Below are 22,028 nucleotides of genomic sequence, written 5' to 3'. Positions count from 1 at the left end.
GCTATCGCTGGAGAACTCCTGGTAAATCTGGCCAGCCCCCACCCCGTAGATGAACGCGGCATGGTGCTCGGCAACCATATCGAGGGGCAGCCCGCATACAGGCGAAGAGGGGCGCGAAGGGGTAGGCCTGCAAGGGCATGAGCTCCCCGCCCTCACCGGTGGCTGCATAGACAGTGCGAAGGGCCTCTTCGGCCTGCCCCCGGCTACCGAACTTTTCAGAGCTGAAGCGCAAGAAACCCGAGACTGAGGGGTTAGGGGAGTAGGTGGCGTCCGCCCCCAGCAGGAGCAGGTCGGTACCATCGATACTGAGGGTGGTGACGCCGGCACCCGGTGCGGACGCGGTCAGCGGCAGGGCCTGGAAGTAGTAGGTGGCGGGCCTCGGCGGCATCACCGTCAACCCAGATGCAGGCAGTGGGTGGGCGCGGAGGCTGGAGGGAAAGCGGAAGTCATAACTCCTATCTTTTCATAGATGCAGTCAAGAGTAGAGACTAGGAATCGCAAGCTGCATATAGCTCCTATGCAGATATAGAAGCAGTTCAGTAAACTTTAACAACGGTCATTAGAACTATCTAAACTTGACCTACTGCACCAACTAGAGGGCCTGTTACATGAATACATTGCTTCAACGTACAGAAAATGTGCGTACTTCAACGCTTCAGCGCATAGGTCTAGAAAATCTGAGTGAATTTGAGCAGTTCTTCACGCCCATCGCGGTAGCGGAAATTATGGCAGACCTGGTAAACGTCTCACCACTAGCAGAGAAAAAAGAAATCAGAATTCTCGATCCCGGTGCAGGTATTGGCGTGTTGGCTATAGCAGCAGGCCAACGTATTCGAGAAGCTTTACCCCAGATACCTATCCACGTCGTAGCTATCGAAAAAGACCCTTCTCTGTTAGCAACTCTTGAAGCCGCTCTCGCTGATGCTGAGGCTCACCTGGGAGATTTCACCTACACTGTCCAGCAACAAGATTTTGTGTATTGGGCGTACCAGGACCTTATGAGCTCGGGAGATCCACAGGAGCAGGACTTTGACGTGGTCATCATGAATCCTCCTTATGCGAAGATAGCTGCGTCAAGCGCTGAAGCAAAGCATCTGAGAGTGCATGATGTAAATGTTCCTAACTTGTATGCTGCATTTGTTGCCCTTGGTGCACAGATGCTTTCACCTGATGGGCAGCTTATTGCAATTACCCCCCGCTCATGGATGAACGGTCCCTATTTTCAACAGTACAGAGAGCTTCTGCATCGTACCTGTTCACTTACCCATATCCATACCTTTAAGTCCCGGAAAGAAGTATTTAAAGACACCGGAGTACTGCAAGAGTCGGTCATCACTAAGTTCGAGAATAACCTGCCAACCGAACACGTGCTGATTAGCAGCTCAGTAGCGCAAGGGCAGGAAACCAAGACCCGAACCGTTACTAGAGAAGCCGTCGAATCTCAGGGCGTAATCTTCGTTCCAGCCCATCAAGAAGATGAAGAGATTATTGCTTGGATGGCACGGGCTTCCAATAAGCTCAGCGATCTTGGATTGCAGGTATCAACTGGGAAAGTGGTTGACTTTAGGAATAAAGGTAAACTTCAGTCTCAACCAACTGACCAAACCATTCCCATGGTATATCCAGCACACTTTACAGCCGGGAACCTTCAGCACCCCAAAATAGATTTGAAGAAACCTCAGTATTACCGTGTCACACCGGATGATAAGAACACCGTTGCGCCAGGCTCCTTCGTATTAGTAAAGCGATTTAGTGCTAAAGAAGAAAAACGGAGAGTCACAGCAGCTGTATGGGAATCACCGGGTCTAGTGGCCTTTGACAATAAGACAAACTACTTTCACCGCCAGGGGGAGGGGCTTCCCCCCGACCTGGCTTTAGGGCTAACGCTCTGGCTGAACTCAAGCTATGTTGATAGATATTTCCGTATTTTTTCGGGCCATACTCAGGTAAATGCCACAGATTTACGCATGATGCCTTACCCCTCTGTACAGCAGCTCCTAGACTTAGCACGCACCGGTATGGAACCTGACGCAGCTGTGCAGGAAGTTCTTGGTGATAAGGAAGAATCTCATGCCGCAGCTTAACGACGCACAGGAACTCCTCAAAAAATTAGGGTTTGACCGTCAGCGCACAAATATTATGGCCGCAAGAACCCTCCTAGCTTTAGCCCAGCTCACCCCAGACCAGAAGTGGGATGCGGCAAGTAACCCACGTATGGGCGTCCGCTCCATTATGGACTGGATGCGGAACGAGTTGGATTTTCAGGTTGCTGAAAATACTCGAGAAACCATCAGACGATTCGTATTGAAACAGTTTGTTGAAGCTGGCTTCTGTTTACATAACGATGATAACCCCGGAAGGCCAACAAATTCGTCGAAAAATGTCTATCGACTCTCTGATGAAGCGCTCGCCGTTATACGCTCTTATCAGCGTGATGGTAGCGAGAAAATAATAGAAAAATATCTAAAATCTAAAGTTGTTCTTACCGATAAATATGCTAAAGCTAGAGAACTATCTAGATTCAATGTAACTCTGCCCCAGGGCGAACAAGTTTCTCTAAAACGAGGCGGGCAGAACCAGCTTATTGAAAAGATCATCACTGATTTTTGCCCGCAGTTTATTCCTGATGCTCAGGTTCTATACATCGGGGATGCCGATAGCAAAGAAGATCTTTATGATAAACAGCGCCTCAGTCAGCTAGGCGTTGAATTGCCTGACCACGGAAAAATGCCAGACCTTATCGTCTACCAGCCTGATAAACATTGGTTATTTCTGATAGAAGCATGTTCGACGCACGGCCCTATCGACCATTGGCGTTATTCAGAACTTGAATCTCTATTTTCACAGACTTCTGCGGGGCTGGTCTACGTTTCTTGTTTTCCGAACCGTTCAACGCTTCGCAAGTTTATCGCTGATTTGGCGTGGGAGACTGAAGCCTGGATTGCTGAAGAGCCAACCCACATGTTGCATCTCAACGGTTCACGTTTCATGGGCCCCTACAGCTAACAGTCTAGAAATGCTTGGACATTGGGGAGCCCCGCCCCAGCTGCGGGGCTCTAGCTTCGTCGGGTGCCGTCCTCATTCCATAGCCCCGAGATACCGCGGCGGTGGGAGGTCACCAGGTGGGTATCGAGCACACCGATGGCTTCCATCATGGCGTAGGCACTGGTGGGGCCGATGAACTTAAAGCCTAGCTTCTTCAAGGTTTTAGAGAGCAGCAGGGAGTTCTCATCCTGGGTGGGAATATCGGAGAGGACGGTCGGGGTCGGGGTGCGCTCGGGCTGGAAAGACCAGATGAGGGCTGGCAAACCGGCTTCAACCTGCTGCCCTGCTGCCAGCGTCCGCGCACCTAGGTCGATAGGGGCTCCGCCGGGAGCTACTACCTGACCAGCCGATCGTAGAGCAAGTGTAGCCTGAGCGTTGCCGATAGCAGCCCGGATCTTGCCGCGGTGGCGGATGATGCGAGCATCCGTAGCAAGCCGCTCCACATCGTCCTCGGTAAAAGCCGCGACCTTCTCAACCTCGAACCCCTCGAAGAGCTCGCGGAAGGCCGCGCGCTTGGTCAAGATAGTACGCCAGGAGAGCCCGGCCTGAAAACCTTCTAGGCAGAGGCGCTCAAAGACACCCTGTTCGTCGGTGACGGGCACACCCCATTCGGTATCGTAATAGGTCTGCATATCAGCAACGTCCGCGGCCCACACCGGGCGCACTAGCCCGTCGGTACCTACCCGGGTATCAGTCATTAAAAAAGCCGCCCTTCAACCTCGGCACTTGGTTCTTCCAGGGCGAGCAGAAACTCTTTGCGCTCCAGCCCGCCAGCGTAGCCGGTGAGTTTGCCGTCCGCTGCAACCACCCGGTGGCAGGGGATAAAGATGGAAACCTTATTGCGGCCCACAGCCTGACCCACGGCCTGAGCCGGGGCGCCGGGCCCCACAATTTTTGAGATAGCTCCGTAAGTGGTGGTGTAGCCGTAGGGAATCTCGCGCAGGGACGCCCACACCGCCAGCTGGAAATCCGTTCCCTCGGGAGCAATAGGCAACTCAAAGACAGCGCGCTGCCCGTCAAAGTATTCCAGCAGCTGGGCCTGGGCATCGGTCAGCACATCGCAATCGCTGACCTCAATGCGGTGCCCCAAATCTTCTTGCTGGGGGAAGTGGGCTTGGCCGGTAAACCAGGCCCCGGTCAGAGCATGCCCGTTTGAGGCAAGAATCATCTCTCCCAGCGGGGTGAGGGTGTGGGCGTGGTAGGTCATGTACCTAGTCTAGTGGGGCAGTATGCAAATAGCCCTGCACCTCACCGAAGGGTGAAGTACAGGGCTATCGTGTAGCTAGCCTACCGCTAGGTCGCCTGATGGAGTCGGGTGTTTAGTCCTGCTCGACGTCCTCATCGACCCAGTCCAGGGTCTTAGAGACTGCTTTCTTCCAGAGGCGGTACTGACGTTCGACCTCGTCCTTGTCCATCTGGGGCTCCCAGCGCTTGTCTTCGGACCAGTTGTCGATGACGTCCTGCTCGCCTTCCCAGAAGCCGACGGCGATACCGGCGGCGTAGGCGGCACCCAGGGCGGTGGTTTCAATAACCTTGGGGCGGATGACGGGAACACCCAGCAGGTCAGCCTGGAACTGCATGAGGAACTCGTTGGCGGTCATACCGCCGTCGACGCGCAGTTCTTCCAGGGAGACCTTGGTGCCTGCTGCTTCGGCATCGGCGTTCATGGCGTCCAAAACTTCGCGGGTCTGGAAGGCAGTTGCCTCAAGAGCTGCGCGGACGATGTGGGCGCGGTTGACGTAGCGGGTCAGGCCAACGATGACGCCGCGGGCATCTGACTTCCAGTGGGGGGCGAAGAGGCCGGAGAAAGCGGGGACTACATAGGCGCCGCCGGAGTTTTCGACGCTGGTGGCCAGTTCTTCTGACTCGGCGGCGTTGTCAATCATCTTCAGGTTGTCGCGCAGCCACTGGATCAGGGAACCGGAGACCGCAACGGAACCTTCGAGGGCGTAGACGGGGTCGGCGTCGCCCAGCTTGTAGGCCACGGTGGTGAGCAGGCCGTTTTCTGAGATGACGGGCTCGTTGCCGGTGTTCATGAGCATGAAGTTACCGGTGCCGTAGGTGTTCTTCGCCATGCCCTTTTCGAAGCAGGCCTGGCCGAAGGTCGCTGCCTGCTGGTCGCCCAGAATACCTGAGATGGGGGTGCCGTTGAGCAGGCCCTTGGAGCGGCCGTAGCCGTAGATTTCGGAGGAGGACTTGATCTCGGGCAGCATGCTCATGGGAATACCCATGTCAGCGGCAATCGATTCGTCCCATTCTAGGGTCTTGATGTTCATCAGCATGGTGCGAGAAGCATTGGTGACGTCGGTGACGTGCACGCCGCCTTCTACACCGCCGGTCAGGTTCCAGAGCACCCAAGTGTCGGTGTTGCCGAAGAGCAAATCGCCTGCTTCTGCTTTCTCGCGGGCGCCTTCGACGTTGTCGAGGATCCACTTGACCTTGGGGCCTGAGAAGTAGGTGGCCAGGTTGAGACCGACGATGTCGTGGTACTTACCGGGGCCCTCCTCGCCAGCTAGCTCGTCGCAGATTTTCTGGGTGCGGGTGTCCTGCCAGACAATGGCGTTGTAGACGGGCTTACCGGTGTTCTTATCCCAGACCACGGCGGTTTCACGCTGGTTGGTGATACCGACGGCCGCGATTTCGTGGTGGTTGACTTCGGCCTTGGTGAGGGCTTCACCGACGGACTGACGCACGTTCTCCCAGATTTCCATGGGGTCGTGCTCGACCCAGCCGGCCTTAGGGAAAATCTGTTCGTGTTCGTGCTGGCCGACGCTCTTGATTTCACCGGACTTTGTGAAAAGGATGGCGCGGGAGCTGGTGGTTCCCTGGTCGATGGAGAGCACGTACTTCTTACGCTCGGGGAGCTGTGACATGGTTTTTCTCTTTTCGTGAGTGCACCTTCGTTGGTGCGGTGAGGGATTTGTTGTGGGTGAGGGCGCGGACCCCGGTGCCCGGCCTAGACCAGCAGAGCGGGGACGAGGAGGGCAGCTGCTACTGCACCGATGAGGGGGCCGACAACGGGAACCCAGGCGTAGGCCCAGTCGGAGGAACCCTTACCCTTGATGGGCATCAGGGCGTGGGCGATACGGGGAGCCAGGTCGCGGGCGGGGTTGATGGCGTAACCGGTGGGGGTACCCAGGGAGAGGCCGATTGCTACAACGATGAAGGCGACGGCCAGGGGGCCAAGACCCGAGGGGGTGCTGCCGGAGGCTAGGACGAAGCCCACCAGAACGAAAGCACCGAAGGCTTCAGTCACGGTGTTCCAACCGTAGGAGCGGATAGCCGGGCCGGTGGAGAAAATGCCTTTGGTGGTTCCGGGCTCTGCCTCATCGAAGTGCTTCTTGTAGACCAGGTAAGCGCCCCAGGCACCGAGGAAGGCACCGATCATCTGGGCTGCGACGTAGACGAAGAAGTTACCGATACCTGGTGCAATTCCGGGGGCAAAGTCATTACCGGCCACCAGCAGACCCAGGGTTACAGCGGGGTTGAGGTGAGCACCTGAAGGGGCAGACATGTAGACAGCAGCGAAAACCGCAAAGCCCCAGCCGAAGGCGATGGTCAGCCAGTCGGTGTTCTTTGCCGCTGACTTGGGTAGGGTAACTGCGGCACATACGCCAGCACCGAGCAGAATCAGAATGCCGGTACCAATAACTTCAGAAACGAAAGCACCCAGCAGGGTTGCATTGCCTTCTGCGGTAACAAGGGCGCTTGCCTGGAGGCTAGCTTCAGCGCCAGCGGCCAGTAGTGAGCTCATCGTTGACCTCGTTTTTTCTGTGCGGGCCGGGTGCCCCTTGCGGGCACCCGGCAGATGTTAGTGATGAATAATGATTTTAGTGAAGAGTAGTGACAGGACGGCGGGGCGCCACGTGGGTTGCCCCGAGAACCTCAGCCGCGGCGTCCGCGTCCTCGGTATGGGTTTCAGCTGCGGCGATAGCCTCAACTCGCTCGGCGTAGATTGCCTTTTCGCGGGCTACGGTGGCTTCGTCCCAGCCAAGTTCAGCGGCCATAATCTCAAGGATTTCGTCGGCAGCTGATAGGCCGCGGTCGGTAGCCTCAAGGTCCAGGCGGACGCGGCGCACCAGTACGTCCTCAAGGTGCAGGGCACCTTCGGCTCGCACTGCCATGACCACATCGGCCCGCAGGAACTGGGGTGCCTGGGCCAGGGGAGTACCCAGGGCGGGGTCCTCATGGATCAGGGAAATCACATCGGCCAGCTCAGCGCCGTAGCGCTCCAGCAGGTGCTCCACCCGGTCGGCATCCCAGCCGTTCTCGGCAGCCAGCGCATCGGCACGGGCAGCTAGGGCCTCAAAACCTTCAGCACCGACCAGCTTGATGTTCTCGGTAACAGAGGGCAGATTCTTGGCGCGGTCGCCCAGGGCGAAGTCTACGGCGTCCTCTGCCATCACGCGGTAGGTGGTCAGCTTGCCACCGGCGATAGCGCTCATGCCCGGGGCAATTTCCATGACGGTGTGCTCACGCGACACCTTGGTGGACGCGGCATTCTCACCCTTCTTAGCGACCGGCTGCAGCAGGGGGCGCAGACCAGCGTAAGAGCTAATGATATCGTCCTCGGTCAGCTCATTGGCAATCAGCTTATTCGCCTGGTCGAGCACGTAGCGAATATCGGCCTTGGTGGCGACGGGGCGCTCACGGTCCTCGGTGTAGGGGGTGTCGGTGGTGCCGATGATCCAGTAGCGCTGCCAGGGGATAATGAAGAGAACGGACTTTTCGGTCTTGGTGAAGATACCGCTGGTGGCCTTGATGCGGTCGCGGGGCACGGTGATGTGCACACCCTTAGAAGCTAGTACCTTCAAGCCCTGGTCCTTGGTGGCCATGGATTCTGATTCTTCGGTCCACACACCGGTTGCGTTGATGATGTGGGCGGCCTTGACGGTCTTCTCGTCACCGGTTTCAAGGTCAACGATCTGAGCGCCGGTCACCCGCCCGGCGGCGTCCTTGTTAATAGCGGTGACCTGGGTGCGGGAAGCTGCCAGGGCGCCGTAGCCTGCAGCGGTACGGACAAGGTCGATGACCAGGCGGGCATCGTCCACGCGGGCATCGTAGAACTGGATCGCGCCGGTGAAGGCTGAATCCTTGATGCCGGGGAAGACCTTCTTGGTGCCTTCCTTGGTGAAGTGACGCTGGGCGGGCACGGTGCGGTGGCCGCCAGCTCCTGCGAAGGCCATGGTGTCGTACATGCCGATGCCTACAGCGGAGTAGGCGCGTTCGATGACGGGCATCTTGAGGGGCCAGAGGAAGGGCTGGGCCTTGACCAGGTGGGGGGCTGTGCGTTCAAGGAGCAGGCCGCGCTCTTTGAGGGCTTCTGCTACCAGCTTGAAGTCCAGGTTGTAGAGGTAGCGCAGGCCACCGTGCACGAGCTTGGAGGACCAGGCGCTGGTGCCCGCAGCCCAGTCGCCTGCCTCGACAATGGCGGTGCGCAGGCCGCGGGTGGCGGCGTCCAGGGCAATGCCGGCGCCGGTGACACCGCCGCCGATGATGAGGACGTCTACGCCCGCTTCGTCGGTCATGGCAGCCAGGGCCTGGGTACGGGTTTCTGCTGAGAGGTGGGACTGGGTGGTGAAGGTGGCAGTCATGGGGATCTTCCTTGCGACGGGTTGCCTGGTTAATGTCTTGCTAACTATTTCAACCGTGCGAACAAATAACTGCCAGCTCTGTGAACAAATGTTCAGTTAGAATCGCACTATGATGAACAGAAGTCAGAATCAGGTCGTTGAGGCTGCCCAGCTTTACTACGGGGAGCATTTGACGATGGCAACTATCGCTGCACGCTTGGGGGTCTCCCGCCCTACTGTCTCTCGCCTGCTCAAAACTGCACGTGAAACCGGGGTTGTGACGATTCATCTCAATGAAAAGGCCTATAATTCTGACCCGCTCGAAAAGCGCCTGTCTGACCTCTATCGGGTACGGGTGACCGTGGTGCGTGCCCCTGAGCATGCTACAGAGCAGGCTCGTATGAGGAGGGTGGCAATAGCCACAGCAAATCTTGTGGACTCCCTCATGGTGCCCGGCACGACACTAGGTGTTGCCTGGGGGTCTACCGTGACCGAGGTGGCCCAGTTCCTGCCCAAGCGGCCCCTGACCGGGGTGACGGTGGTTCAGCTGAACGGGGCGGGCAATGCCGTGCAGACGGGCATCCCGTATTCGGGTGCGATTCTTGGGCAGGTGTCTTCTGCTTACGGGGCGCAGATGGTGCATTTCCCGGTACCTGCCTTTTTTGACTTTGCCGATACCAAGGCGGCTATGTGGCGGGAGCGGTCGATTCGCGGTGTGCTGGCGGTGCAGCGCAGCGCAGATGTGGCCCTGTTTGGTGTGGGTGCTTTCGGTGGTGAGCTTAAGTCGCATGTCTATAGCGGCGGCTATTTCAATGCGGAGCAGATGCGGGAGCTGCAGGAGCAGGGCATTGTGGGGGATATGTGCACGGTTCTGCTGCGGGAGGACGGCACCTGGGCTGATTTGGCGCTGAATCAGCGGGCGACGGGCCCTACCCCTGCGGAGCTGGTGAAGATAGGACGACGCGTGTGCGCAGCTGCTGGCCGCCACCGCGCCGTTGCCCTGCGTGCCGCCCTCGCCACAGGCGCGATCACCGACCTGGTGGTGGATGTGGACCTGGCGGAGAGGCTTTTATAGAGGCTTATTCATAAGGTCTGCCAGGATCACGCTCGCTGCCGATTCACTGAAAATCACAGGGCAACTCACACCAATGCTGAGCCGGCAGTTTGATTGTGAGCTTAGGAGGTATTGTTCATATGAATAAGCCTCATTGCGCCCCCCGTTGGGGGCGGCCAGCTACCGCGCTGCCTTCAGCGCGTCCTTCACCGCTCTAATAGCGGGCTGGCCTGTGCTTTCGGTGCGGGTAGCCACATAGATCTCGCGGAAGGGGGCGCCGGGCAACGGAATAGCCTTCACCCCGTGGGCTCGCTCCAGCTCGGTACCGGCGGCAGGTAGAGCAAAGGAAGGCATAATAGCCGCCGCCCCGCCAGCCGCCAGCTGCAAGTGAGTATTCAGATCGTCAATCACGTAGCGCACCTGCGGCTCAAAACCTGCCGCCCGGCACTGGTTAATACCCCAGATGCGGGAGGTGTTGTGCTCACCCTCAAAAACCCAGGGTAGGCGGACCGCGTCGTCCAAGCTCTCAACCTCAGAATCGGCTGCAACCACCAGATTGAGGGCATCCTCGGTCAAAAGCTCGGAGGTGAGTTCGGGGTACTCGGGAATGTAATGGTGGGGGTAGGACTCCGCGATCACAAGATCAAACTCCCGGCTTCGGGTGAGCGAGAGACCGGTTTCGGGGTCAATCTGCACCACGTGCAGCTGTACCTGCGGGGCATGCTCTGCCAGATGGGCCAGAGCGCCCGGCAACAGAGCCTTCGCAGCCGACTGGAAAATCGCCAGTCGTACCTGCCCGGCAGGTACCCCCTCCAACAGGGTGATGCGGGTGCGGGCGGCGTCCAGCTCCTTCAAAATATTGCGAGTGCTCTCCACCAGAATCAGAGCCTCGGTGGTCAGCTCCACTCGCCGACCTACTTTGCGTAGTAGGGGAGTGCCCACCTCTTTTTCTAGGGTGGTGATTTGCTGGGATATAGCGGAGGACGTCAGGTGAAGGGCCTTGGCTGTTGCGGCCAGTGTGCCGCGCTCGTGGATCTCAAGCAGCATGGCCAGGCGGCGCAAATCGTACATGGGGCACTCCTTGGGAAGGGGTGAATGGCGTCACGAATACAGATTAGCAGAACTAAACGTACTGCCTAAATAATATTCATTTTTTCTAATAGTGTAACTTACACCCAAAGATGGTGAAATGGATAACAAGTAACAAGTTCACCCCGCCCTCGTGCGGGCTAGCAGGAGGTACCACCCTTGGCACAGCCTTTTAGCGATACCCACCACCAGCAGCTAGCTGACCAGGCCGTCCAGCTCGTCGCCGACTGGGTCAAAGCAGCCCAGAACATCCCCGCCGACCCCGCAGCAGAGAAGCTGGCAGGCGTCCTGAAGGACCCCAACGGCCTTGAATTTACCGTCGGCTTTGTCGACGGCGTCGTGCGCCCCGAAGACCAGGCCGTTGCCGGTAAGAACCTGGGCCGCATTGCCCCCATCGTCCCCTCCTTCCTGCCCTGGTACATGAAGAGCGCCGTGGGCCTGGGCGGCAAACTGGCCGCTAAGGCATCCTGGCCCACCGTGCCGATCGCCCGCACCGTCCTACGCCAGATGGTCGGCCACCTGATTGTCGATGCCCGCGACGAAAAGCTGGGCCCCGCCATCAAGCACCTCACCTCAACCGGCAACAAGCTCAACATCAACCTGCTCGGTGAAGCAGTGCTTGGCGACCGCGAAGCAGAGCGCCGCCTGACCGAAACCAAGCGCCTGCTGGCCCGCGACGACGTCGACTACGTCTCCATTAAGGTGTCCTCCGTTTCTGGCCCCCACTCCCACTGGGCCTTCGAAGAAGTCGTGGACGAAGCCGTCCGCCGCCTCACCCCCCTCTACGAGTTGGCTGCAAACTCTCCCGCCCCGAAGTTCATCAACCTGGACATGGAAGAGTACAAGGACCTCGATATGACCATCGAAGTCTTCACCAAGATCCTTGACCAGCCCCACCTGAAGAACCTTGAAGCCGGTATCGTGCTCCAGGCCTACCTGCCTGACACCCTGGCCGCGATGCAGCGCCTGCAGGAATGGGCCGCCCAGCGTGTTGAGGCCGGTGGTGCTCGCATCAAGGTCCGCCTGGTTAAGGGCGCCAACCTCTCCATGGAAAAGGTTGAAGCTGCTGTACACGGCTGGCCCCTGACCACCTGCGACTCCAAGCAGGACTCAGACACCAACTACAAGCGCATCCTCAACTACGCCCTGCAGCCCGAGCACACCAAGAACATCCGCCTGGGCGTTGCTGGCCACAACCTCTTCGACGTCGCCTTCGCCCTGCTACTGGCCGAAGACCGCGGTGTTGAAAAGGACGTCGAGTTCGAAATGCTCATCGGCATGGCCTCCCAACAGGCCGAGGTCATCCGTCAGCGCGTTGGTCACCTGCTGCTCTACACCCCCGTCGTACGCCCCGAGGAGTTCGACGTTGCAATCTCCTACCTGGTCCGCCGTCTGGAAGAAAACGCCTCAAGTGAGAACTTCATGAGCGCCGTCTTCGACCTCGACTCTTCACCCGCCCTCTTTGAGCGCGAGAAGAACCGCTTCCTGCGCTCCCTGGACGAGGTCACCGACGAGGTTCAGCCCCCGCAGCGCACCCAAAACCGTCTGGAAGAAACCGAAGAGAACGTCTTCAAGCCCGCCGACGGCACCTTCGAAAACACCCCCGATACCGATCCCGCCCTGGCCGGTAACCGCGAGTGGGGCCGGGCCATCCTGGAGCGCTCCAAGACCACCCAGATCGGTATCGAAACCCTGGCCGCCAACGAGCTGGGCTCTGCTGAGGACGCCGAAACCCTGGTTGCCGAGACCGTGGCAGCTGGCGAGGCCTGGGGTGCCCGCCCCGCCTCAGAGCGCGCCGAGATTCTGCGTAAGGTAGCTGTAGCCCTGGCAGTCCGCCGTGGCGACTTCATGGAGATCATGGCCCACGAGGCCGGCAAGACCCTGGATCAGGGCGACGTTGAAGTCTCAGAAGCCGTTGACTTTGCCTACTACTACGCCATGCTGGCAGAGCGCCTCGACTCGGTAGACGGCGCCCAGCACCGCCCGGTCAAACTGACCCTGGTTATCCCGCCGTGGAACTTCCCCACCGCGATTCCCGTCGGTGGCGTTATCTCAGCCCTGGCAGCGGGTTCAGCGGTTATCTTTAAGCCCGCCTCCAACACCGCCCGCATTGGTGCTCTCATTGCTGAGGTGCTGTGGGAAGCTGGCGTACCCCGCGAGGCCTTGCGCCTGGTCAAGGTCACCGACCGCGATGCCGGTTCAAAGATGATTGCCCACCCCGCCGTTGACCGCCTGATTCTGACCGGTGGCTACGAGACCGCCGAGATGTTCCGATCCTGGCGTAAGGACCTGCCCCTCTTCGGCGAGACCTCCGGCAAGAACTCCATCATCGTTACCCCCAACGCCGACCTCGACCTGGCGGTCAAGGACGTCGTTTACTCGGCCTTCGGCCACGCAGGCCAGAAGTGCTCGGCGGCCTCCACCGTGATTCTGGTCGGTTCGGTAGGGGAGTCCAAGCGCTTCTACAACCAGCTGGTTGACGCCGTGAAGTCCCTGCACGTTGCCCACCCTCAGGACATCGAATCAGAGATGGGTCCCGTGATTGAGGAGCCCGAGGGCAAGCTCAAGCGAGGCCTAACCACCCTGGGTGAGGGCGAAACCTGGATTATCAAGCCCGAACAGCTCGATGAGACCGGTCGCCTCTGGTCACCCGGTGTGCGCGCAGGCGTCAAGCCCGGCAGCGAATACCACCTGACCGAGTACTTCGGCCCCATCCTGGGCGTCATGAAGGCCACTACCCTCGAAGAGGCTATCGAACTGCAGAACGCCACCGACTACGGTCTGACCGCTGGCCTGCACTCCCTAGACTCCGGCGAGCTGGAACTCTGGCTCTCCAAGGTCCAGGCAGGTAACCTCTACGTCAACCGCGGCATCACCGGCGCTATCGTGCAGCGTCAGCCCTTCGGCGGCTGGAAGAAGTCAACCGTAGGTTCTGGCACCAAGGCCGGTGGCCCCAACTACCTGGTTGCCCTCTCCGACTGGGAGACCGCAGAGTCAACCGCCACCACCGCCCCCTCACATGCGGGCGTCCGCTCCATCCTGGCTGCCCTGCGCGAGCCCACCGCCACCAACGACGGCTCCCTTGACATGCTGGCCCGCGCGGCTAGCTCCGATGCCGAGGCCTGGGCCACCGAGTTCGGTGTGGGCCACGACCCCAGCCAGCTGGGCGTCGAGCGCAACATCCTGCGCTACCTGCCCACCACCGTTCAGGTGCGTCTGGATGAAGACGGCGACCGCGACCGCGCCCTGCGCGTCCTGCTGGCAGGTGTAGCAGCCGGCGCCACCATCGAGTTCTCCACAGGCCAGAGCATCCCGGTAGCTGTTGCCGGCGCCCTGCGCGGCGCGGGCGTCACCCTGGTTGAGCAGAACGACGCCGCCTACCGTGCTTCGCTGGCCAAGATTGCAAAGACCCCATCAAAGCAGCTTGAGGGAACCGCCTTCGAAGGTGCCCGCATCCGCTACATCGGTAGCGACGCCACCAGCATCTACGAGGCACTCGACGGCCGCCCCGACATCGCGGTCTACTTCCAGCCTGTTACCGAAGCTGGCCGCATCGAGATGCTACCCTTCGTCCGCGAGCAGGCAGTTTCCATCACCGCCCACCGCTTCGGCAACCCCTATAAGTTCTCTGAGGGTGTTATCTAAGAGGTCTAGGTAAGGACGCCCCACCCCGCTTCCCCTGCTCAGGGGAAGCGGGGTGGGGCGTCCTTTTTTATTTAAGAGAAAACCCGGCCGCTTCGGTGGCGCCCGCCACCAGCACCTGTACCCTGTGTCATATAATCGTTAGGTGAGAGCTCCTTCTCCCTCGTCGGAGCTCACCTCGTCGAGTTTCACGCACCTCGATCGGCACTCCCACAGAAGTCCCACAAAAGAAAAGGACACCTCCGATGAGCAACGTTCCTGCAGAACTCAAGTACACCAAAGAGCACGAGTGGGTCAGCGAACTCACCGCTGATGGCACCGTCCGCATCGGCGTTACCGACCACGCACAGAGCGAACTGGGCGACGTCGTCTACGTCGACCTGCCCGAGGTAGGCGAAACCATCGACGCAGAAGCAACCTTCGGCGAAATCGAATCCACCAAGAGCGTCTCGGACCTCTTTGCCCCCATCGCCGGTGAAGTCGTTGCCGTCAACGAAGACCTGGCAGATGCCCCCGAAACTGTCAACTCAGACCCCTACGGCGCGGGTTGGCTCATCGAGGTTCGCCCCAACGACGCCGCAGACATCGAAGGCCTGCTCTCAGCTGCCGACTACGAGGCAGAAATCGCTTAAAACCCGGCAGTAACTCCGCACTATGAGCCCACGCAAGGGCCGTCTTTTCCGCAGGGAAAGGCGGCCCTTTTGCTCTAGGTAAAAACAGGAAAATTTGATGGGAGAACACGGCGCGAACCGGGCAGAATAGAAGTGAAGTGGCTAAGATTAAACGAACGGTTCACTGTTTACCATTTCGTGACCTTGAACCGCTTACACCACACCACACATAACGTTTGGAACACAGGCACAGTACGGGCGTAGCCCCGCCGCCCGAAGACATAAGGACGTAACCGTATGGCTCAGCACGAAGCACACCCGCCCACAAACACCATCGCCATGGTAGCCCTGGGAGTATCCCAGTCCCACAACCCCACCCCCGAAGAACGTGACCTGTTGGCAACCCTGCCCGCCGGCTCAGCCGTCCTGATTGGTCTGGACGGCCAGTTCAAGGGCGCCCGCTTCCTCCTGAACCCCGAAACCGACGAAGACGGCGCTGACCTGCCCATCATCGCAGGCCGTAGCCCCGAATCAGACATTTACCTCGACGACGTCACCGTCTCCCGCCGTCACGCCCTCTTCATCCCCAATGCGGGCAGCTTCATCCTGACCGACGCTGACTCCCTGAACGGCACCTACGTGAACAAGGACCGCGTGGATGAGGCCTACCTGCGCAATGGCGACGAAATCTACATCGGCAAGTTCCACTTCGCCTTCTACCAGGGCCAGGGGCAGTAACCATGGCCCAGGCTCACTCTGCTGAAACTGCTGGGGCAAAAAATAAGACCATCGGTCAGGTGCTCAGCGCCCTTGAAGGGGAATTTGAGGGCATTAGCGCCTCGAAGATCCGCTTTCTTGAAGATAAGGGTCTGGTGAGCCCGCAGCGTACCAATACCGGCTACCGCAAGTACTCCGAAGAAGATATTGAGCGCCTGCGTTTTGTGCTGCAGCTGCAGCGCGACCAGTACCTGCCGCTCAAGGTGATTCGCCAGCGCCTGGCCGATATTGACGCGGGGCTAGCCCCCGCCCCCGGCAGCGAACCTGCCGAGGGGCAGGGGAGCGGGGCGGATGCGTCCGCGCAGTCGGGTGCCGAAGAGCTGCCGAGTGCCCGCCCGGCAGTCGACGCGGAACCGGCCCGCACTTACACCCTGCGCGAGTTGGGCCAGGCAGCCGGGGTCGATATGCCCCTTCTGCGTGAGCTTATGAACTATGGCCTGCTGGCAGACAACAAAGAAGAGTACGACCAATACGATCTGGCCGTTACCAGGGTGAGTGACCAGCTCACCGCCCACGGCCTGCACCCGCGCCACCTGCGAGCCTTCCGGGCCGCCGCCGACCGTGAAGTCGACCTGGTAGAAACCGCAGTCGGGCCTCTGGCTCTGCGCAAGGACGAAGAGTCCCAGGCCCGTGCGGCCGAACTTGCCGGTGATATTGCCCAGCTGCTGCTCCGCCTGCACATGGCCCTAGTGGCCGGGAGTATGCCCAGCTTCGACTAACACCACCTATCCATCTGCGAGGGGCACTGGGTGAACGTGGTCTGTCTTAATGACCAGGACCACGTTAAAACGCCGGTGCCCCTGCCGACCGATTAACCGGCAAAAGGGTTGCTGGGCAGGTAGGATAAGAGAGTCCATGATCAGTTCAAGGGAAGGAACCTCAAACCGTGACACAGTACAACGGTGAACCTAGCGCCCCCGCCGCGCTGCGAGGCGTACCTGCCCCCATGGATCAGCCCCTGCTGGGGTTCGAAGACGTCATGCCCCGTACCTCACCGGTGGGTGATCAGGGCGTCCTCTTTGACGACCCTGTTTCTCTGGTTGACGAGAACCTGGGCTATCGCGGCCCCACCGCCTGTAAGGCAGCGGGCATTACCTACCGCCAGCTCGACTACTGGGCTCGCACCCACCTGGTGGAGCCCACCGTCCGCTCGGCACAGGGTTCTGGTTCCCAGCGTCTTTACTCTTTCCGCGATGTGCTGGTGCTCAAAATTGTTAAGAGCCTGCTCGATACAGGCGTATCCCTGCAGCAGATTCGCACCTCGGTCGACCACCTGCGCTCCCGCGGCGTTGAGGATCTTGCCGGAATCACCCTCATGTCCGATGGTGCTTCGGTCTACGAATGCACCTCGGCCTCTGAAGTGATTGATCTGGTGCAGGCAGGCCAAGGCGTCTTTGGCATCGCCATCGGCCGCGTCTGGCGCGAACTGGAAGTATCGCTGAGCGAACTGCCCGGCGAAAGCACCGCCCAAGAAGTACAGCAAGAAGCCGAAGTGCACGACGAACTTTCGGCCCGCCGAGCCCGCAAAGCCGGTGCCTAAAGAACATAGAAAACTACCCCGCCTCGCAGATGCGATGGCGGGGTCGTTGCGTCTAGGGGCGCAGGCTCACAGCGAGCGTGAGCCTGGGCCCCTATGCGTCTTATTCCGTAGCGTCTACATTGAGCAGGCCCGCCAGCAGCGCGGTAAAGGCACGGGCGAGTTCCTGGGCTTCTTCCTCGGGCCAGTAGTGCACAGGGTAGGCGGATCCCTGAATGCGCTGGAGCAGATGCGTCTCCGGCAGGATAGTATCAGCGACCAAATCGCCAAAGAGCACCTTCATTTCTTCGATGCGGTAGTCGTGTTCGGGGTCGCCTGCGCGTACCTTATTGATGACCACGGAGGCCGACTCCACGGCATAGGGGGTATTGGCTTCGAAACGGGCGATAGCGCGCAGGGTGCGCTCGGAGCCCGCGACAGAGAAGAGGGAAGGCTCCGCGACAGACAGCACCCGGTCAGAAGCTGCCCATGCCATCTCGGTGAGATGTCCCAGGGTGGGCGGGCAGTCGATGAGAATCAGGTCAAAGCTCTCGCGCACAGGCTCAAGGAGATCTGCCAGGCGGGGGAGTAGGGTTGCTGAGTCGAGCTGCTCTAGGGCGGTGAGACGGGCGGACGCGCGCCCAACCCAGGTGCCTGCGTCCAGTCCGGTGCGGGAGGCGTTGCCCAGGCTGCCGAGGGCAGCCCATGAAGCGGGGGCGAGTTCGTCCGCCAGGGAATAATCAGAAGGGGCAAGCAAAATGGCGCCCAGGTCGGTGCCTTCGGCGGTATTAACACCTAAGCCGGTTGAGGCGTCCCCGTGGGGATCGAGGTCGATGACGAGGGTGCGGAGCCCGCTGGCCTGAGCGGCAGAGGCCAGCCCCAGCACGACCGATGTTTTGCCTACGCCGCCCTTTAGGCTGCTAATACTTACCACGCTGCTCATTGCCACGAAAGCCTCTCGAATTCGGCGGATACACACTGACTTTCTATGCTACCCAACAGGGTAGGGGCCTGCCGCTAGGCGTTAGGGAAAGTCGGGGAAGCTCACAGCCCACACCCCTATCGCGTGTAGTTATGCTCACAATAAAATCTTTTCATTACGTCCCGCATCACAAAAAATGAGACAAAACCAGGTGCTTTAGGAAGTCTAAAGATATATTTGAGGTGTTCACACACGAACTGTGGCTTAGCCTCACCGCACCCCGCTGTGCTGGGTGGGGCGGAACGGAAGAAAATGTTTTCAAAGATCCTGGTCGCTAACCGCGGCGAAATCGCAATCCGCGCCTACCGCGCGGCCTACGAGCTCGGCGCTAAGACCGTCGGCGTCTTCCCCTACGAAGACCGCCACTCCATTCACCGCCAGCAGGCCGATGAGGCCTACCCGATTGGTGAAGAGGGCCATCCCGTCCGTGCTTACCTCGATGTTGAGGAGATTATTCGCGTCGCCAAAGAAGCCGGCGCTGATGCCATCTACCCGGGTTACGGCTTCCTCTCGGAGAATCCTGATTTAGCGCGCGCCGCCGCGGACGCCGGCATCACCTTCATTGGCCCCCCGCCGGAGGTTCTGGAGCTTGCCGGTAACAAGGTTGAGGCCCTGAAGGCTGCCCGCCGTGCCGGTATCCCGGTGCTCAAGTCCACCGAGCCCAGTGCAGACGTTGAAAAACTGCTGGCTGAGGCAGAAGACATCGGCTTCCCCATCTTCGTCAAGGCTGTTGCCGGTGGTGGCGGACGCGGTATGCGCCGGGTTGAGAAACGTGAAGACCTGCGCCCCGCTATGGAAGCGGCGATGCGCGAGGCCGACACCGCTTTCGGTGACCCCACTGTCTTCCTTGAGCAGGCAGTGTTGCGCCCCCGCCACATTGAGGTGCAGATTCTGGCAGACGGTGAGGGCAACATTGTGCACCTCTTTGAGCGCGACTGCTCCCTGCAGCGCCGTCACCAGAAGGTTGTTGAGATTGCCCCTGCCCCCAACCTTGATGAAGAGATTCGTCAGGCCCTCTTCCGCGACGCGGTCAAGTTTGCGAAGGAACTGGGCTACGTGAACGCCGGTACCGTGGAGTTCCTGGTCGATACCGCCGGTGAACGCGCTGGCCAGCATGTCTTTATCGAGATGAACCCCCGTATTCAGGTTGAGCACACCGTGACCGAAGAGGTTACCGACGTTGACCTGGTGCAGTCCCAGATGCGCATTGCTGCCGGTGAGACCCTGGAAGACCTGGGTATCCGCCAGGAAGACCTGCGCGTGCGCGGCTTTGCCCTGCAGTCCCGTATCACCACCGAAGACCCCGCAAACGGCTTCCGCCCCGACGTTGGCAAGGTTACCTACTACCGCTCAGCCGGTGGTTCTGGCATCCGCCTGGACGGCGGTACTGTCTACACCGGTGCCCAGATTTCACCCCACTTCGACTCTATGCTGGTCAAGCTCACCTGCCGTGGCCGTACCTTCGAGGATGCCGTCCGACGCGCTTCTCGCGCCTTGGCCGAGTTCCGTATTCGCGGTGTCGCCACCAACATCCCCTTCATCAAGGCGGTGCTCGAAGACCCCACCTTCCGCGCTGGTGACGTCTCCACCCCCTTCATCGATGAGCACCCCGAGCTGCTGACCAAGAAGCCTTCAGCCGACCGCGGCACCAAGGCCCTGCAGTACCTGGCAAACGTCACCGTGAATAAGCCCCACGGTGAGCGTATCGAGGGTCTTGACCCCCGCTGGAAGCTACCTGCCTTCCCCGGTGATAAGACCGAAGAGCCCTACCGCTCACCCTTCGACGCTTCCACTCACGAACCCCCGGCAGGCTGGCGTCAGCGCCTGCTGGAACTGGGCCCCGAAGGGTTCGCTAAGGCTGTACGTGACACCAAGGAAGTGCTGATTACCGACACTACCTTCCGTGACGCCCACCAGTCCCTGCTGGCCACCCGCGTCCGCACCCGCGACCTGCTCGCAGCGGCCCCCGCGGTAGCCCACGTAACCCCCGAGCTCTTTTCGGTTGAAGCCTGGGGTGGTGCCACCTACGATGTTGCCCTGCGCTTCCTGTCCGAAGACCCCTGGGAGCGTCTGGCTCACCTGCGTGCGGCTATGCCCAACCTGCCCATCCAGATGCTACTGCGTGGCCGCAACACCGTGGGCTACACCCCCTACCCCACCGAGGTCACCGACGCCTTCGTAAAGGAAGCCGCTGAGACCGGTGTCGATATCTTCCGTATCTTCGACTCCCTCAACGACGTTTCCCAGATGACCCCGGCCATCAAGGCTGTTCGCTCCACCGGCACTGCCGTTGCCGAGGTCGCCATCTGCTACACCGGCGATATGCTAGACCCTGCTGAGCAGACCTACACCCTGGACTACTACCTGAACCTGGCTGACCAGGTGGTAGAAGCCGGTGCCCACATCCTTGCTATCAAGGACATGGCCGGTCTGCTGCGTCCGGAAGCTGCCCGCCGCCTAGTCACCGCCCTGCGCGAGCGCTTCGACCTACCCGTGCACCTGCACACCCACGACACCGCAGGTGGTCAGGTCGGCACCCTACTGGCCGCTGTTGAGGCCGGGGTGGACGTTGTTGACGTGGCGTCTGCATCCATGGCAGGTACCACCTCCCAGCCGTCCTTCTCAGCCCTGGTCGGTGCCCTCCAGTACACCGATCGCGCCCCCTCCATCACCCTGGAAGCTGCCTGTGCGCTGGAACCCTACTGGGAGGCCGTCCGCACCATCTACAAGCCCTTCGAGATGGGCCTGTCATCGCCCACCGGTCGTGTCTACACCCACGAAATCCCCGGTGGCCAGCTCTCCAACCTGCGCGCTCAGGCAACTGCCCTGGGCCTGGGGGAGCGCTTCGAGGACATCGAAGATATGTACGCAGCTGCTGACCGTATGTTGGGTCATATCGTCAAGGTAACCCCCTCATCGAAGGTGGTCGGCGACCTGGCCCTGCAGCTGGTTGGCATGGGTGTATCTCCTGAGGACTTCGAGAAGGATCCGCAGAAGTTCGATATCCCCGACTCCGTGATTGGCTTCCTCAACGGTGAGCTGGGCACCCCGCCCGCTGGCTGGCCCGAGCCCTTCCGCACCCGTGCTCTGGAAGGCCGTAAGCTCTCCAAGCCTTCGGTCAACGACCTGTCAGCCGAAGACCTGGAAGCCCTGAACGGGGAGTCAGCCACCCGCCGTGCCACCCTCAACCGCCTGCTCTTCGCCGGGCCCACCCGCGACTTCGAGAAGGCCCGCGATGAGTTTGGCGACCTGTCGATTCTGCACACCCGAGACTTCCTCTACGGCATGATGTTCAAGCGCGAACACGTGATTTCGCTGGGTAAGGGGGTGCGCCTGATTGCGACCTTGCAGGCTATCTCAGAACCCGACGAAAAGGGTATGCGCGAGGTGATTTGCACCCTGAACGGCCAGCAGCGCACCGTCAACGTCCGCGACACTTCCGTGGAGTCCAACGTGAAGGAAGCTGAGAAGGCAGATGCTTCTAATCCTGGCCACATCGCAGCCCCCTTCGCAGGTGGCGTGTCTATCTCGGTCAAGCCCGGCGACGAAATCTCAGTCGGTGATCAGGTAGCCACCATCGAGGCCATGAAGATGGAAGCCTCTATCACCTCAGCGGTCTCAGGCACCGTTGAGCGCGTTGTCTACAACGAGGTCTCTCAGGTAGCTGGCGGTGACCTGCTGATTGTAGTCAACGTCAAGTAAGCACCCACCACAGGTAGCTAAAAAGCGGACGCCCGCA

At 60.0% G+C, this 22,028-nt stretch carries 17 protein-coding genes; 9 read left to right on the top strand and 8 right to left on the bottom strand.

Annotated elements, in window-relative coordinates:
• Nucleotide 1: 1 nt before the first annotated feature.
• The gene (locus tag QM007_RS07740; protein ID WP_283489431.1) at nt 2-388 is read right to left on the bottom strand and encodes a VOC family protein; all 387 of its coding nucleotides are present in this window, start codon (nt 386-388) and stop codon (nt 2-4) included.
• Between the two features lie 220 nt (nt 389-608).
• Here QM007_RS07740 and QM007_RS07735 point away from each other — a divergent pair, with 220 nt between their 5' ends.
• Complete coding sequence (locus QM007_RS07735) at nt 609-2,084, top strand: Eco57I restriction-modification methylase domain-containing protein (RefSeq protein WP_283489430.1); 1,476 nt, start codon at nt 609-611, stop codon at nt 2,082-2,084.
• On the top strand, nt 2,071-3,006 hold the full coding sequence (locus tag QM007_RS07730) for a BsuBI/PstI family type II restriction endonuclease (RefSeq protein ID WP_283489429.1): 936 nt from the start codon (nt 2,071-2,073) through the stop codon (nt 3,004-3,006). Before QM007_RS07735 ends, QM007_RS07730 begins: the two co-directional genes overlap by 14 nt.
• Before the next feature lie 50 nt (nt 3,007-3,056).
• Here QM007_RS07730 and QM007_RS07725 read toward each other — a convergent pair whose 3' ends face one another.
• The 5 genes from QM007_RS07725 to QM007_RS07705 form a co-directional block, all read right to left on the bottom strand.
• Nucleotides 3,057-3,743, bottom strand: a complete 687-nt coding sequence (locus QM007_RS07725) for a DNA-3-methyladenine glycosylase I (RefSeq protein ID WP_283489428.1) — start codon at nt 3,741-3,743, stop codon at nt 3,057-3,059.
• Entirely contained in the window at nt 3,743-4,252 is a 510-nt protein-coding gene (locus QM007_RS07720) for a methylated-DNA--[protein]-cysteine S-methyltransferase (protein WP_283489427.1), read from the bottom strand. The genes QM007_RS07725 and QM007_RS07720 overlap by 1 nt, the downstream gene beginning before the upstream one ends.
• A 112-nt stretch (nt 4,253-4,364) precedes the next feature.
• Nucleotides 4,365-5,918 (bottom strand): glycerol kinase GlpK, encoded by a 1,554-nt coding sequence (glpK, locus tag QM007_RS07715; RefSeq protein ID WP_283489426.1) that lies wholly within the window; start codon nt 5,916-5,918, stop codon nt 4,365-4,367.
• An 83-nt stretch (nt 5,919-6,001) separates the two neighbouring features.
• Entirely contained in the window at nt 6,002-6,799 is a 798-nt protein-coding gene (locus tag QM007_RS07710) for an MIP/aquaporin family protein (RefSeq protein WP_283489425.1), read from the bottom strand.
• Nucleotides 6,800-6,875: 76 nt separating this feature from the next.
• A complete protein-coding gene (locus QM007_RS07705) occupies nt 6,876-8,639 on the bottom strand; it encodes a glycerol-3-phosphate dehydrogenase/oxidase (RefSeq protein WP_283489424.1) in 1,764 nt (587 codons plus the stop codon).
• 109 nt (nt 8,640-8,748) lie between these two features.
• Between QM007_RS07705 and QM007_RS07700 the strand changes: the two genes are divergently transcribed.
• Nucleotides 8,749-9,693: a sugar-binding transcriptional regulator gene (locus tag QM007_RS07700; protein WP_283489423.1), complete on the top strand. Its 945-nt coding sequence runs from the start codon at nt 8,749-8,751 to the stop codon at nt 9,691-9,693.
• Nucleotides 9,694-9,852: 159 nt separating this feature from the next.
• On the opposite strand, the gene QM007_RS07695 is transcribed toward QM007_RS07700, so the two are convergent.
• The gene (locus QM007_RS07695; protein WP_283489422.1) at nt 9,853-10,743 is read right to left on the bottom strand and encodes a LysR family transcriptional regulator; all 891 of its coding nucleotides are present in this window, start codon (nt 10,741-10,743) and stop codon (nt 9,853-9,855) included.
• Between the two features lie 177 nt (nt 10,744-10,920).
• On the opposite strand from QM007_RS07695, the gene QM007_RS07690 reads away from it, so the two are divergent.
• The 5 genes from QM007_RS07690 (at nt 10,921) to QM007_RS07670 (ending at nt 17,331) form a co-directional block, all read left to right on the top strand.
• Nucleotides 10,921-14,406 (top strand): proline dehydrogenase family protein, encoded by a 3,486-nt coding sequence (locus QM007_RS07690; RefSeq protein ID WP_283489421.1) that lies wholly within the window; start codon nt 10,921-10,923, stop codon nt 14,404-14,406.
• A gap of 242 nt (nt 14,407-14,648) precedes the next feature.
• A complete protein-coding gene (gene gcvH, locus QM007_RS07685; protein ID WP_135011394.1) occupies nt 14,649-15,035 on the top strand; it encodes a glycine cleavage system protein GcvH in 387 nt (128 codons plus the stop codon).
• Nucleotides 15,036-15,311: 276 nt separating this feature from the next.
• The gene (locus QM007_RS07680) at nt 15,312-15,752 is read left to right on the top strand and encodes an FHA domain-containing protein (protein WP_283489420.1); all 441 of its coding nucleotides are present in this window, start codon (nt 15,312-15,314) and stop codon (nt 15,750-15,752) included.
• A gap of 2 nt (nt 15,753-15,754) precedes the next feature.
• Complete coding sequence (ftsR, locus tag QM007_RS07675; RefSeq protein ID WP_283489419.1) at nt 15,755-16,510, top strand: transcriptional regulator FtsR; 756 nt, start codon at nt 15,755-15,757, stop codon at nt 16,508-16,510.
• Between the two features lie 227 nt (nt 16,511-16,737).
• Nucleotides 16,738-17,331, top strand: coding sequence for a MerR family transcriptional regulator (locus tag QM007_RS07670; protein WP_283491019.1), 594 nt, complete (start codon nt 16,738-16,740; stop codon nt 17,329-17,331).
• A 100-nt stretch (nt 17,332-17,431) separates the two neighbouring features.
• Here QM007_RS07670 and QM007_RS07665 read toward each other — a convergent pair whose 3' ends face one another.
• Nucleotides 17,432-18,250, bottom strand: a complete 819-nt coding sequence (locus tag QM007_RS07665; protein ID WP_283491018.1) for a ParA family protein — start codon at nt 18,248-18,250, stop codon at nt 17,432-17,434.
• A gap of 291 nt (nt 18,251-18,541) precedes the next feature.
• On the opposite strand from QM007_RS07665, the gene QM007_RS07660 reads away from it, so the two are divergent.
• Nucleotides 18,542-21,991: a pyruvate carboxylase gene (locus QM007_RS07660; protein WP_283489418.1), complete on the top strand. Its 3,450-nt coding sequence runs from the start codon at nt 18,542-18,544 to the stop codon at nt 21,989-21,991.
• The last annotated feature ends 37 nt before the right edge of the window (nt 21,992-22,028 follow it).

It is taken from the genome of Rothia sp. SD9660Na, from assembly GCF_030064065.1.
GTDB lineage: Bacteria > Actinomycetota > Actinomycetes > Actinomycetales > Micrococcaceae > Rothia.
This window is presented reverse-complemented; position numbering and strand designations above follow the sequence as displayed.

Coding starts and splice junctions, on each gene's coding strand:
- QM007_RS07700 (WP_283489423.1), top strand. CDS start 8,749: ATGATGAACAGAAGTCAGAATCAGGTCGTTGAGGCTGCCCAGCTTTAC.
- QM007_RS07710 (WP_283489425.1), bottom strand. CDS start 6,799: ATGAGCTCACTACTGGCCGCTGGCGCTGAAGCTAGCCTCCAGGCAAGC.
- QM007_RS07705 (WP_283489424.1), bottom strand. CDS start 8,639: ATGACTGCCACCTTCACCACCCAGTCCCACCTCTCAGCAGAAACCCGT.
- QM007_RS07670 (WP_283491019.1), top strand. CDS start 16,738: ATGGATCAGCCCCTGCTGGGGTTCGAAGACGTCATGCCCCGTACCTCA.
- QM007_RS07735 (WP_283489430.1), top strand. CDS start 609: ATGAATACATTGCTTCAACGTACAGAAAATGTGCGTACTTCAACGCTT.
- QM007_RS07730 (WP_283489429.1), top strand. CDS start 2,071: ATGCCGCAGCTTAACGACGCACAGGAACTCCTCAAAAAATTAGGGTTT.
- QM007_RS07660 (WP_283489418.1), top strand. CDS start 18,542: ATGTTTTCAAAGATCCTGGTCGCTAACCGCGGCGAAATCGCAATCCGC.
- gcvH (WP_135011394.1), top strand. CDS start 14,649: ATGAGCAACGTTCCTGCAGAACTCAAGTACACCAAAGAGCACGAGTGG.
- glpK (WP_283489426.1), bottom strand. CDS start 5,918: ATGTCACAGCTCCCCGAGCGTAAGAAGTACGTGCTCTCCATCGACCAG.
- QM007_RS07695 (WP_283489422.1), bottom strand. CDS start 10,743: ATGTACGATTTGCGCCGCCTGGCCATGCTGCTTGAGATCCACGAGCGC.
- QM007_RS07740 (WP_283489431.1), bottom strand. CDS start 388: ATGCCGCCGAGGCCCGCCACCTACTACTTCCAGGCCCTGCCGCTGACC.
- QM007_RS07665 (WP_283491018.1), bottom strand. CDS start 18,250: ATGAGCAGCGTGGTAAGTATTAGCAGCCTAAAGGGCGGCGTAGGCAAA.
- QM007_RS07680 (WP_283489420.1), top strand. CDS start 15,312: ATGGCTCAGCACGAAGCACACCCGCCCACAAACACCATCGCCATGGTA.
- QM007_RS07725 (WP_283489428.1), bottom strand. CDS start 3,743: ATGACTGATACCCGGGTAGGTACCGACGGGCTAGTGCGCCCGGTGTGG.
- QM007_RS07720 (WP_283489427.1), bottom strand. CDS start 4,252: ATGACCTACCACGCCCACACCCTCACCCCGCTGGGAGAGATGATTCTT.
- ftsR (WP_283489419.1), top strand. CDS start 15,755: ATGGCCCAGGCTCACTCTGCTGAAACTGCTGGGGCAAAAAATAAGACC.